Origin of the sequence: Streptacidiphilus melanogenes (assembly GCF_000787835.1) — a bacterium.
Classification (GTDB): domain Bacteria; phylum Actinomycetota; class Actinomycetes; order Streptomycetales; family Streptomycetaceae; genus Streptacidiphilus; species Streptacidiphilus melanogenes.
In genome coordinates, this window is sequence record NZ_BBPP01000003.1 from 341,454 (window position 1) to 354,017 (window position 12,564).

Below are 12,564 nucleotides of genomic sequence, written 5' to 3' on the forward strand. Positions count from 1 at the left end.
TCAGCGGCCCGGTCCCGCCTCGCTCCGCACCGCTCCGCCCTGCCGCGCACCGCGGCGCTCCGCCCTGCCGCGCACCGCCTCGTACTGCACCGCTCCGGAGCGACGGGCGGCTCAGACCGGGGCGGTGAAGGTGTACGCCCCCGCGGCCAGGTAGTACGTCCCGGGCGCCGCCGGGACGGCCTGCGCGGGCGCGGACACCGAACCCGGCTGGGAGGTGGGCACGACCACCGTCGCGGTGACACCAGCCGGCACCGTAACAGCGAGCGTGACCTGTCCGCCCGCGACGGACCAACTGCTCCCGGCCATCCCGTACGGCGTCCGGTAGCTTGCGGCGGCGGAGGTCAGCCCGCCGCCCGGCTGAGGGGCGATCAGCAGCGCCTGGTAGCCGGGCGCTGCGGGTCGAAGGCCCGCGACGTGCCGGTACAGGAAGTCGCCCACCGAGCCAAGGCCGTAGTGGTTGAACGAGTTCATGCCCGGATCCTCGAAGGTGCCGTCGGTGCGGATGCCGTCCCAGCGCTCCCAGATGGTGGTGGCTCCCCGGCCGACCATGTAGCCCCAGCCGGGGTAGTCGGTCTGCAACAGGATCTGGTAGGCCACGTCCGCATGGCCGTAGTCCGCCAGGACCGGCAGCAGGTTCTCCACACCGAGGAACCCGACCGTCAGGTGCCCGTTGCTCGCCGCGACCTTGGCGGCCAGCTTGTTCGCGGCGCGCTGCACCAGGGCCGCGGGGACCAGGCCGAAGGAGAGCGCGAGCACGTAGCCGGTCTGGGTGTTGCTGCCGACCGACCCGTCCGATCCGACGTACTGGCCGGCGAAGGCCGCCGCCACCTGGTCGGCGAGCTGACCGTACGAGGTGGCCTGCGCGGTGCGGCCGGTGGCGGCCGCCATCCGGGAGACCAGGCGCGCGGCCCAGGCGAAGTACGCGGTGCAGATGAGGTCGTGGGGCGTGTCGTCGCTGACGTTGAGCCAGTCGCCGAACGTCGTCTGGTTGCGGATCAGATTGCTGCCCGCAGTGCTGTGCAGGTAGTCGACCCAGGCCGCCAGGGCCGGGAAGTGCCGGTCGACGACCCGCAGGTCGCCGAAACGCTGCCACAGCGTGTAGGGGATGATCACGCCCGCGTCACCCCAGCCCGCGGTGCCGGAGCCGGAGATCACGGCCGGTGCCACGTCGGTGAACGCGCCGTTGGACTGCTGGTCGTCGACCAGGTCGTCGACGAACTTCGCCAGGAACCGGTGGGTGTCCAGATTGAACGTCGAGGTGGCGTTGAACGCGGCGATGTCGCCCGTCCAGCCCAGGCGCTCGTCGCGCTGCGGGCAGTCGGTCGGGATGGACAGCATGTTGCTGCGCTGGCCCCAGGTGATGTTGTGCTGGATCTGGCCCACCAGCGTGTTCGCGGTCGTGAACGTGCCCAGCTGGGCTGCGGTGGTCCAGGCGGCGCGGCCGGTGACGGTGCCGCTGGACGGGGTGAACCCGGAGGGCAGGCCGGTGAGTTCGACATAGCGGTAGCCGTGCACCGTGAACCGCGGCTCGTAGGTCTCGGCGGAGCCCGTTCCCGCCAGCACGAAGCGGTCGGTTGCCTGGGCGGTGCGCAGGTTGGCGGTGTAGAGCGTGCCGTCGGGGTTGAGCACCTCGCCGTGCCGCATCGTGACGACGGTGCCGGCCGGTCCGGCCAGCGAGAGCCGGTTCCAGCCCGCGAAGTTCTGGCCCAGGTCGAGGATCCACACGCCCGGCTGCGGCTGCGTGATCGCCACCGGCGGGAACTCCGCCTGGACGGTCACGCCGCCGTCGACCTGGGAGACCAGCGTCGGCCGGGAGACCTGGGCGACCGTCACCGAGGCCCAGGCGCTGTCGTCGAACCCTGCTCCGTCCCAGCCGGGGACGTCGAGGCGTGCGTCGTAGGTCTCGCCGTTGTAGAGGTCGTCGGCCCGGATCGCCCCGGTGGCGGTCTTCCAGCTGCTGTCGGTGGCGACCGTGCTCGTCGTGCCGTCGGTGAAGGTGAGCTGCAACTGGGCGGAGTACCACGGCTGGGTGCCGTACTTCTGGCTGCCGGCAAAGCCGATGCTGCCGCTGTACCAGCCGTTGCCGAGCCAGGCGGCCAGCGCGTTGGCGCCCTGCCGGATCTGCCCGGTCACGTCGAAGACCTTGTACTGCAGGCGCTTGCCGTAGTCCGTCCAGCCCGGTGCCAGGACGTCGGCGCCGACCTTGGCGCCGTTCAGTCGCGTCTCGTGCAGCCCGAGGGCGGTCGTCAGCAGCCGGGCCGAGGCCACCGGCTTGGAGACGGTGAACCCCTTGCGCAGCAGGGGAGCCGGAGTCACCACGTGGACCTGTACGCCCCACGGCCCGGAACCGGCCACCGCCACGCTCATCGCGGCCGGCCAGCCGCTGTCGTCGAAGCCGACCGTGTTCCAGCCGGTCGGCCCGGACTGCGAGGCCTTCCACGCGGTGTCGCTGTTGACGACCTGGCCGCCGGGCAGCAGCAGCTTGGCCAGCAGCCCCGCGGGGGAGACGCTGGTGTTGGTGCACGCCACCGCGATGACGTTGGCGCCCGCCGTCAGGTGCCCGGCGAGGTCCACCAGGGCGGCCGTCTGCCACGAGTTGGCGACCCTGGGCGAGGAGCTGACCAGCACGCCGTTCACCCACACATCCGCGGTGTCGTCGCCGGTGACCGCAAGCACCGCCGTCGCCGGGGCCGTGGCCAGGGTGAGCGTGCGGCGGAACCAGCGGGTGGCGGCGGGCGCCGAGGAGGCCGGATTCCCCTCCGGATACCAGATCCAGCTCGCCCCGGCGAAGTTCGGGGGAGCGGCCTGGCCGACGAAGGCCCCCTGCCACTCGGTGGCCGGCGCGAGCAGCCCGGTCTCGAACCACTCCAGGTCGCTCCACGCGGCGGCCCGGCCCTGGGTGTCCCAGACACGGACCCGCCAGTAGTACCGGGTGAGGCTGCCGAGCGCCGGGCCGCCGAAGGCGAGGTCGACCTGCTGAGCCGAGGGGACCTGGCCGCTGTCCCACACGTCCCCGGCCCCGGCGCCGGTCGAGGAGACCTGGACCTGGTAGGCCGCCTGGTGCTGTTGCGGAGCCGAGGAGTCCAGGGTCCAGCCGAACCGCGGCTGTGCCGCGTCGACGCCCAGGGGAGAGGCCTGGTGTTCCACGGTCAGGCCGGTCACGGCGAGCGGGGAGGCGGCGGTGAGGTCCGGGGTGGCGACACCGGTGTACCAGGGGGAGACGCCGTAGGCGCCCAGGTCCGTGGCGGCCGACCAGCCGGAGTCGTCGAAGGACGGCTGTTCCCAGCCGGTGGGCACGGTCTGCGCGGAGCGCCAACTGCCGTCGGTGGGCAGATCGGTGGTGCCCCCGGCGGTGGTGACGTGCAGATGGCCGAGCAGCCCGGCGGGGCCGCCGGTGTTGCTGACGGCTATCGCCACGGTGTTGGTCCCCGCGGCCAGCGCAGGGCGCAGGTCCACGTAGAGGGCGTTCTTCCAGGAGTCCGCGACGCGTGCGGAGGCGGCGAGGTGCTGTCCGTTGAGCCAGACGTCGACCGTGTCGTCGCCGGTGACGACCAGCTGCGCGTCGCCGACGCCGCCCGCGGCGACGGCGAACGTCCTGCGGAAGTACCGGAACCCGGCCGGGGCCGAGACCCGCGGACTGCCCTCGGGGAACCACACCCAGTGGGCGCCTGACAGGTCGACAGGCGCCGCTGTGGCCCGGTGCGGGGCCGCGACCGCGACGGCCGGACGCGAGACCAGCCCCGCAGCCAGGACGCCCGCGGCGACGCCCGAACCGGCACTCAGGAAGCGCCGCCTGCTGAGCGGAGACTGTTCCGCCTCGGGCGGCTCGCCGTCCCCGAGGTGTGTCGATTCACTGCTCAACGCCGTACTCCTTCTCTCGGGCCGACCAATGGCGGCGGCCGCGTGCGGATGAGCCGGATGGACGGGCCCGCCCGGTGAGGCGGTCCGATCGATTGCGAGCTTGAAACGATTCAGTTCAGTGCTTGCGAGTGGGACTGTAGGGGTGCGCCCGGGACACGTCAATGGACTCCGCGCGATGTTCCCCGTGATGCGACGGGGCCGCCAAAATTGAGACGGCGTCACGTGGGCGGTTCTCGGCGGCAGTCCATGCAGCGCCCAGTAGCATCGGGACCGATCGGAGGTACGAGGCGTGCGAAAGATCGTCGTGTACGAGCTGCTGTCCCTCGACGGGGTCGCCGAGGAGCCGAGCAGCTTCTTCGCGGACTGGGACGGCGCGATGGAGGCCAATCTCGCCGCCGTGATCGCGACCCAGGACGCGGTCGTCCTCGGCCGGCGCAGCTACACCGAGTGGGCGCAGTACTGGCCCGACAGCCGGATCCAGCCGTTCGCGGCGTTCATCAACGGGGTTGCCAAGCACGTCGCGACCTCGACGCCCCTTGACCTCGACTGGCCCCACGCGACCGCGATCGACGGCGACCTGGTCGCTTTCGTCCGGGAGCTCAAACGGCAGCCCGGAGGCGACGTCGGCGTCCACGCGAGCATCTCGGTCGCGCAGGCGCTGCTGGCTGCCGACGTCGTCGACGAGCTCCGGCTCGTGATCGCGCCGAGGATCGCGGGCCGCGGACGACGACTCCTCGACGGTCTGCCGCCGATCAGGCTCGAACCGATCCGAAGCGAGATGTCACCGACCGGCTATCTGCTCGCCGACTACCGCGTCGTGAGGCAGAGCACGGTCTGACGATCCGGGGCGAAGCGCGGGGCCGGCGAACCGCACCGGCGCCGGAGCGGGTTGGGGGCTTCCGGGGCCGATGCACGGTCCCCCACAGACCGCGACGGCCCCGGAAGCCGTGCCCCAGGGCAAGGCAACGGCTGCTCCTCTTCCCCTCGGAGCTGCCGTGGTGACAGGGACGAGTCAGTACGTTACACGCTGTTTGCGCGTACATCATCACATCGCCGAAGGTGGACCACAGGCAGCTTCGGATCCGCAGGCAGGACCACCCCGGTCACCCGGCCCACGCCACCCGGAACAGGACCAACCGTTGCGCCGCTGGAAGACGGTCGGCCCATGCCCTCTCACGACCAGGGCCACCCTCATGCAAAGGTGCTTGCGGAAGCGCGCGACGGAACCCCAACGGGAGTGGTTGTGGCCGAGCCAGTGATCATCGGTAGCGAGCGCAGTGAGGTGGGTCTGCCGGTCGGAGTCGAGGTGCTGCGCCGAGGCGGGTCGGCCCTTGACGCCGTCGAAGCCGCGATGCGGCGCTGCGAGGACAACCCGGACGACCACTACGTGGGAACGGGCGGACTGCCGAACGCCCGGGGCGAGGTCGAACTCGACGCCTCGGTGATGACCGGTTCCGACCGTCGCTTCGGTGCGGTCGCGGCCATGCGCGGGTACCCGAACCCGATCTCGGTCGCACGGGCGGTGATGGAGCGTCTGCCCCAGCACTGTCTGCTGGTGGGCCCGGGCGCGGAGCTGTTCGCGGCGGAGAACGGCTTCGCCCGTGCCGAGCTGCTCACCGACGACGCGCGCCGGATCTGGCGCGGTCAGCTGACGGAAGCCGGGCAGCGGGCGGGTGACTCGGTCGAGGGAGAGAACACCGCCGCGGTCGCGGGCGACCGACGCTACCGGGAGGCCGCGCTCGACCTGGTCCGCCGACTCGCCCCGCACGAGGGCCCCTGGGGCACCATCAACATCATGGCCCTGGACACCTCCGGCGAACTCTGCGTCGGCGTGTCGACCTCCGGCTATCCCTTCAAGTACCCAGGGCGCGTCGGCGACTCCGCGATCCCCGGCGCCGGCAACTGGAGCGACCTGCGCGGAGGCGGAGCGGCGTGCACCGGACGAGGTGAACTCAGCATGCGCGGAGGCACCGCCCGTACCATCGTGGACCTGCTCGCACGCGGCAGCGAGCCGGCCGACGCCTGCCGACTCGCCCTGGCCGACACCGCCGCCCTCCCGGACGAGTTCCGTGCCGAACTGCGCGCCCTTGCACTGACCCCCGACGGCCGCCACGGCGGCGCGGCCGGACAGGAGGGCAGCGTCTACGCGGTGATGACCCTCGACTCGACCGAACCGGAACTGCACCCGAGGGTGGCGTTGTGAAGATCTACCGGGAGCGGCGCCGCCTCACCGGCGCCGACTACCCGTACGACCGCCACCTGCTGCAAGGGGCGGTCAGCGCAGTGATCGAAGGCGCGCGTGACGCCGGAGCCACCGAGTTCCTCGTCGACGACTCCCATGGCCGGGTGGCCAACCTCCGCTCGGACGAACTTCCCCCGGAACCCGATACCTGTCGGGACGTCACAAGCCCCTCCGCATGACGCGGTGCCCGGACCGGCCTGCGTTCGTTCCGCGTCCGGCGACGCGGATCGTGTCCGTGGTCCGGGGAGGCGGGGCGGGTTCCGTCACGGCTTCGGGTCTCGTTTCCGGCCTGTGCGGTCCGGTGGTGCCCCGCACCACCGCTCTCGCCCGGCGACGTCAGGTCGTTGGCGCGACGGACGAGGGTGCCCGCCCGCCCAGGGATCCGCCCGTCTGTGAAGCCCGGCGTGAGCGAGGTGCCGTGCCGGAGGGCGCAGCCGTTGTGGCCCAGGGGTGCGGAGTGATCATTAAGGCTGGTCATCAGGGTCCGCGTTCAGCCAGGCGCCGATCCTCGGCAGGGCCTCGGGGCCGCTGTCGCCCTGCACCGCTGCCGCGAGGTCGGCGATCGTGACGGCGGCCAGCGACGCGCGCCAAGCCGCGTCGGCGGCTCCCATCGCTCGGGCGATGGGGCACGGCTTGGTGCACTGCTCCGGTGGCGTGCCCAGTGGCCCGCGCTGACGTATCTCGGTGCAGACGAACGCGGGGCGCGCCCCGTCGACGGCCTGCACCACGTCCAGCAGGCTGACCTGCTCGGGCTTCTTGGTGAGGACATAGCCGCCGGTCTTGCCCTGGATCGAGTGGACCAGGCCCGCGCGCGACAGCGCCTGCATCTGCTTCGCCAGATAGCTCGGCGACACGTCGTGCAGCGCGGCCAGCCGAGCCGCCGGCACCGGATCACCGGCTGCGGTCAGCACCACGCAGCAGTGCAGCGCCCACTCCACGCCACCCGACAGTTTCATGCCACCTCCACTTGACTCGGACAAAGGATATCCGAGTAATATCTCGGATATAAGTTATCCGAGTTTGCAGGGGGCTCGGCTCGTCCCACGAGGGAAGGCGCACCATGAAGATCACCGTCATCGGCACCGGGCTCATCGGCTCACAGCTCGCCGCCGAGCTGACCGCACGAGGCCACGAGGTGACCGCCGCGTCACCGTCCTCCGGTGTCGATCTGCTCACCGGGACAGGCCTCGACGCCGCGCTCGTCGGCGCGGAGGCAGTGGTGAACGTGAGCAACTCGCCGACGTTCGACGAGCAGTCGATCGAGTTCTTCCGGACCACGGTGGGCAACCTCCTGGCTGCGGGCGAGCGGGCCGGTGTGCGCCACCAGGTGGTTCTGTCCATCGTGGGCGTGGATCAGGTCCCCGAACTGGACTACTACCGTGGCAAGGCGCTCCAGGAGACGCTGTTGCGCGGCGGTCCGACGCCCTACTCGATCGTGCGCGCCACGCAGTTCTTCGAGTTCATGGAGCCGACCATGTCGTGGACCTCGGACGAGGCCGCGGTGCGACTGCCCGCCACGCCGCTGCAGCCGATCGCCAGCCGCGATGTCGTCGACGCCCTCGCGGACGTGGCCACCGGCACGCCGCTCGGTGGGATCCTCGACATCGCCGGCCCCGACAGGTTCACCCTCGACGAGATCGGCCGCATGACGCTGGCTGCGCGAGGCGACCGGCGCCCTGTCGTCGTCGACGACCAGGCGGGCCTGTTCGCCGCCGTCCACGGCGACGTCCTCATCCCGCGCCCCGGCACCCGCCTGGCGCCGACCCGTTACGAGGACTGGCTCAACGGCTGACGGCCCGCCGGGGGGCGAGGGGCAGCGCGAGGCACAACTGACGTCGGATCATGTGCGAGAGCTTCTCGATCCGTTCGACGAAGAACTCGTGCTTGAGGATGGACACGTCCTCCTCGTGGCCCGGGTAGGTGCGGGGACGATCCGCGTTCGACGGCGGACCTGTGCTGTTCGGCCTCGCTGAGACCCGTGCCGGAGCCGGCGGGCCGGGTCGTGGGTTGATCGCTGGGTATGGTGCCGGCGTTTCGGGGGAAAAAACGCTCGCGACCCTGGCTGCTGGCGTGGGCCGGCCCGAGGTCTGACGTTGTGGCCGCGGGCGAGGGCGGCGCTGGAGCGGCCCCCGGGTCCCGCGGGTGTGCTGCCCCGGTGCGAGCGCTGTCGGCGAGAACACCGCGGGGCGAGTCGGCGACTCGCGAACGACATGACGCCCGGACGCGGGTGCGCCGGGCGTCGGAGGTGCCGCGTGCTGGTCAGGGCTGGGTGCGGACCTCGTTGGGGCTGACCGTGCCAGGCTTGCGCGGCGGGGCGGTCGGGTCCGCCGTGGGGTCGACCGCGACGACGTCGTTCGCGCGAGACAGGTCAGCCGCGACGGCCTCGGTCGAGTCGGACTGCTGCGGCTGCTCCGGCGTGCTCATGATGTTCCTCTCAAGGTGCTCAAGTCGGGCGACCGAGGCGTGCTCGGCCGGGGCATATCTTCGCGGGTGAGAGTCAACATTCAATCAACAAGGCCAGCGACCAGCTGCACGTCCCTGACCTCGGACGCCTCCGGAGCGCCCAGCCGCTGGAAGCCGTCCCTGGCCAGGGTCAACTGGTCCGCCGCCCCGCGCCCGTCGCCGAGAGCCAGCAACGCCCGTCCCATCGCCCACCGCGCCAGCGACAGGTGGTAGTGCAGCTCGGACCCGTCCAGCAGGTCGAGGGCCCTGGCGGCGAGCTCCCGGGCGGACCGGGCGTCGCCCAGGTCGAGCCGACAGTGCGCCAGCCGGGCGAGGACCAACGCCTCCAGGCCGAGGCGCTGTTGGGCCCGGTAGAGCGAGAGGGCCTCGGCGAAGTGCGCCACCGCCGTAGGCGTGTCCCCGGAACTGCTGAGCACGATGCCGAGCTGGTAGCGGGCGTCCGCCTCCGACCTGCTGCTCCCGGAGGTCAGCGCGGTCGCCAGGCCCTCCTCGGCAGCGTGCCGGGCCGAGTCCGGTCGGCCCGCCGTGAGTTCCCCGCGCGCGATGTTGCCGAGCAGGCGGGCCTCGTCGGCCACGTTGCCCAGCTGGGCGGCGAGGCCGCGGGCCAGCCGCAAGTGCTTCAGCGCCTCCTCGGCGCGGCCGGCGGCGTTGAGGTTCACCGCCAGTTCTGCGACCAACGTGTAGCGGATCTCCAGGCTCTCGTCGCCCGGCAGCAGTCGCAGCGCCGCGCGGAACTCCGACTCCGCCTCGGCGACCCGGCCGGCCAGGGACTGGCGCAGGCCGGTGAGATAGCGGAGCCGGGAGAGGGCGCGGGGATCCTCGGTGCGTTCCGCGGCGAGCGTCGCGGCGGGGAGGATGTCGCGCAGGCCGGGGCCCGCCGACTCGTCCTCGAAGAGCCAGACCCAGGCGAGCAGCAGGTCGACCAGGGGTCGCATACCGAGGCGCGGCTCGACGCGCAGGACCTGTCCGGCGAGTTCGTGCAGAACGGTGCGGTCGCCGCGCAGGGTGACCCATTCCAGCGCGGCGTCGCCGAAGCGCGTCGCCTCGTCGTCCTTGCCCGGACGCGGCGGATGGAGCCGCCAGCTCAGCGGGGCCCGCTCGTTGGCGGCGCGCCAGGCCGCGCAGACGTACTCCAGCTGCTGCTCCAGCAGCCTCAGTACCACCGCCGATCGCACCTGCTCCGGCTCGGACGCACGTGCCCGGGCACGGGCGAAGACGCGGACCAGGTCGTGGTAGCGGTAGCGGCCCGCGGTCTCGGTCTCCAGGAGTCCGGAGTCGACCAGCGACTCCGTCAGGATCTCGGCCTCCTCCGGCGGCAGTTCCAGCACCGCCGCGGCTGAGGAGAGCGAGAACCAGGAGACGGCGGGGATGGACAGCAGCCGGAACGCCCACGCCTGCCGTTCGCTCAGCAGCCGGTAGCCCAGCTCGAAGGTGGACTCGACGGCGAGGTCCCCGACCCGCAGCTCCGCGAGGCGCTGTTGTTCGTCGCGGAGCCGGTCCAGCAGCGAGGCCACGGTCCAGCGGGGCCGGGTGGCCAGGCGGGAGGCGACGATGCGGACCGCAAGCGGGAGGTGCGCGCAGGCCGCGACCAGCTCGGTGGCCGCCGCGCCCTCCGCCGCCACCCGGGCGAAGCCGGCTACGGCCGCCAGGAGTTCCAGCGCCTCCAGTTCCTCCAGTGCGGTGAGCTCGGTGAGCAGCGCGCCGGGGATGCCCGCCAGCCGCGCACGGCTGGTGACCAGGACCGCGCTGCCGGGAGTGCCGGGGATGAGGGGCAGGATCTGCGCCGCGTCCCGCGCGTTGTCCAGCACGATCAGCACCCGCCGGTCGGCCAGCCGCGAGCGGAGCAGCGCGGCGCGCTGCGCGGTGGCGTCGGGGAGTTGGGCGGCGGGGACGCCGAGGGCGAGCAGGAAGTCGCCCAGCACGGCCGCCGGGTCGGCCGGGCTGGGGGAGGTGCCGCTGAGCTCGGCGTAGAGCTGGCCGTCGGGGAAGACGGCGCGGACGCGGTGGGCGATGCGGACGGCCAGAGTGGTCTTGCCGACGCCGCCGATGCCGCAGAGGCCGTGCAGGGTGACGGCGGAGCGCTCGGCGGCGGTGACCAGCGAGTGGCAGATGCTCTCGACCAGCGCGGCACGCCCGGTGAAGTCGAGTGTGTCGCTGGGCAGTTGCGCCGGGACGGGGTCAGGCTCCGGCTCCTCGGGAGCGGAGTCCGCCGCCCGCCCGCCCTCGGTCGCCAGCAGGCCGGGGTCACCCGCCAGGATGCGCCGGTGAAGATCGGTCAGCTCCGGTCCCGGCTCGATGCCCAGCTCGTCGATCAGCAGCCGTCGGCCCGCGTCGAAGAGGGTGAGCGCCTCAGCCTGCCGGCCGCTGCGATAGAGGGCGAGCATCAACGCGGCGCGCGGCCGTTCGCGCAGCGGGTGTTCGGCGACCAGCGGGCCGAGGAGGGCCAGCACCTGGCCGTCGTTGCCGCTGTCGGCCTCCGCGCCGGCCAAGGACTCCAGCACGCTCAGTCGGGCCTGGACCAGCCGGTCGCGTTCCCGCTCGGCGAACGGGCCGGGCACGCCCGCCAGCGGTTCGCCGCCCCACAGGGCCAGGGCCTGGGCGAACAGGGTCGCGGCGCGTGGCGCGTCCCCGGCGGTGCGGGCGGCCGCGCCGGCCTCCGCCAGCCGCTCGAACTCGCCCACGTCCGTGGTGCTGCGGGTCGGTAGCCGCAGCGCGTAACCGTCGCCGACGGAGACCAGGACCCCGACCCGGTCGCGGCCGGCGGCCTCGGGAGCGAGCAGGGTGCGCAGCCGGGAGACGTAGGTGCGGACCGTGCCGACGGCGCGGGCGGGGGAGTCCTCACCCCAGATGGCGTCCACCAGCTCCTGCGCCGGAACAGCCATGCCCTCCGCGAGCAGCAGGCGGACCAGCACGGCGCGCTGCTGCGGGGAACCGGCGTTGAGCGGGTCGCCGTCGCGCCGCACCACGACCTCGCCGAGCAGGGCGAACTCCAGCTCCTTGCCCGCTGAACCTCCCGACCCGGACATAAGGTGTCCCCCGGTCATCCGTGCGCGTCCACCGGCGACGACTGCTCCCCTCCCCCTACTGCGCCTCGGAGGGTAGCACCAGCGTGCGAAGGAATACCCCGTCCGCACGGCTTCCCGGCGTTGATCCGTTGTGTATCGGGCCCTGCCAGGCTCTGTCGTGGCAGCCCCGAGGAGGGGACCGTCCCGCGACGACGCAGAGCGAACAGGACCATGACGAGCAGCATCCTCCAACTCCCTCGCACCAGGACCACGTCGAGTACGGCCGGAGCCGGCCGTGACGCGGCCCGCACGCCCTGGACCCGGCCGGTTGCCATGGGGGTCGCCGGACAGGGAAGGCGCGGGGTGGAGGTCTCACTGCTCGGTCCGGTGCGTGCGTGGGACCGGGGCTGCCCGCTGTTCCCCGGGACACCCGTGCAGCAGGCGCTGCTGACCATGCTGGCCCTGCGGGCCGGCATGGAGGTGTCCGTGGTGGAACTGGTGGAGGGGATCGTGGGTCCGGTCGCGGGGGAGGCCGGACCCCTGGAGGAGGAGCTGCACGTGCACGTCGCGCCCGTGCAGCGCCTCCTGCGCCGCACGGGCGACGGGGGCGCCCTGCAGTCGACCAGCGGCGGCTACCGGCTGGGGATCGACCCCGGCCTGGTGGACGCGATCGCCTTCGAGCACAGCATCGGCGACGCGCGGGTGTTGATGGGGATCGACCCCGACGCCGCCGAATCGCTGCTGGACGGCGCCCTCGGGCGGTGGCGTGGCGCCCCCCTGCAGGGCGTCCCCGGGCCGTTCGCGGAGTGGGAGCGGACCAGGCTTTGGGATCTGCATGACGAAGCCTCCGTCATGCTCCGTCGCCTGCGCATGCTCCGCCGCTGAGCGGCGGAAACCGGGATCGGCTCCCCAGGGCGCTCGGGGGGGTGCTCAGGGGAGCCGACCGGGTCCGCGCTCGCTGATCCCAGGCATAAGGGGGAGGGCTGTTCGAGT

9 protein-coding genes are annotated in these 12,564 nt (G+C 72.6%); 5 read left to right on the top strand and 4 right to left on the bottom strand.

Translation table 11 applies throughout. The annotated features are described in order from the left end of the window. Positions 1 to 111: 111 nt before the first annotated feature. On the bottom strand, positions 112 to 3,861 hold the full coding sequence (locus TR49_RS05415; RefSeq protein ID WP_052434028.1) for a family 78 glycoside hydrolase catalytic domain: 3,750 nt from the start codon (positions 3,859 to 3,861) through the stop codon (positions 112 to 114). Between the two features lie 289 nt (positions 3,862 to 4,150). Between TR49_RS05415 and TR49_RS05420 the strand changes: the two genes are divergently transcribed. The 3 genes from TR49_RS05420 (at position 4,151) to TR49_RS05430 (ending at position 6,282) form a co-directional block, all read left to right on the top strand. Continuing rightward, positions 4,151 to 4,699, top strand: coding sequence for a dihydrofolate reductase family protein (locus TR49_RS05420; protein ID WP_042377629.1), 549 nt, complete (start codon positions 4,151 to 4,153; stop codon positions 4,697 to 4,699). 405 nt (positions 4,700 to 5,104) lie between these two features. Beyond that, complete coding sequence (locus TR49_RS05425) at positions 5,105 to 6,064, top strand: glycosylasparaginase (protein ID WP_160311540.1); 960 nt, start codon at positions 5,105 to 5,107, stop codon at positions 6,062 to 6,064. Further along, positions 6,061 to 6,282 carry a M55 family metallopeptidase gene (locus tag TR49_RS05430; protein ID WP_042377634.1) on the top strand — a complete coding sequence of 74 codons (222 nt, stop codon included), beginning with the start codon at positions 6,061 to 6,063 and terminating at the stop codon, positions 6,280 to 6,282. The genes TR49_RS05425 and TR49_RS05430 overlap by 4 nt, the downstream gene beginning before the upstream one ends. A 285-nt stretch (positions 6,283 to 6,567) precedes the next feature. Here TR49_RS05430 and TR49_RS05435 read toward each other — a convergent pair whose 3' ends face one another. Continuing rightward, complete coding sequence (locus tag TR49_RS05435; protein WP_042377636.1) at positions 6,568 to 7,059, bottom strand: RrF2 family transcriptional regulator; 492 nt, start codon at positions 7,057 to 7,059, stop codon at positions 6,568 to 6,570. 104 nt (positions 7,060 to 7,163) lie between these two features. On the opposite strand from TR49_RS05435, the gene TR49_RS05440 reads away from it, so the two are divergent. Next, positions 7,164 to 7,895 (top strand): SDR family oxidoreductase, encoded by a 732-nt coding sequence (locus TR49_RS05440; RefSeq protein ID WP_042377638.1) that lies wholly within the window; start codon positions 7,164 to 7,166, stop codon positions 7,893 to 7,895. A gap of 467 nt (positions 7,896 to 8,362) precedes the next feature. On the opposite strand, the gene TR49_RS43565 is transcribed toward TR49_RS05440, so the two are convergent. Together TR49_RS43565 and TR49_RS05450 are read right to left on the bottom strand one after the other, a co-directional pair. Continuing rightward, entirely contained in the window at positions 8,363 to 8,527 is a 165-nt protein-coding gene (locus TR49_RS43565) for a hypothetical protein (RefSeq protein WP_160311541.1), read from the bottom strand. Between the two features lie 80 nt (positions 8,528 to 8,607). Further along, complete coding sequence (locus tag TR49_RS05450; RefSeq protein WP_052434029.1) at positions 8,608 to 11,592, bottom strand: AfsR/SARP family transcriptional regulator; 2,985 nt, start codon at positions 11,590 to 11,592, stop codon at positions 8,608 to 8,610. 342 nt (positions 11,593 to 11,934) lie between these two features. Between TR49_RS05450 and TR49_RS05455 the strand changes: the two genes are divergently transcribed. Beyond that, on the top strand, positions 11,935 to 12,456 hold the full coding sequence (locus TR49_RS05455; protein WP_042377642.1) for an AfsR/SARP family transcriptional regulator: 522 nt from the start codon (positions 11,935 to 11,937) through the stop codon (positions 12,454 to 12,456). Positions 12,457 to 12,564: the final 108 nt, after the last annotated feature.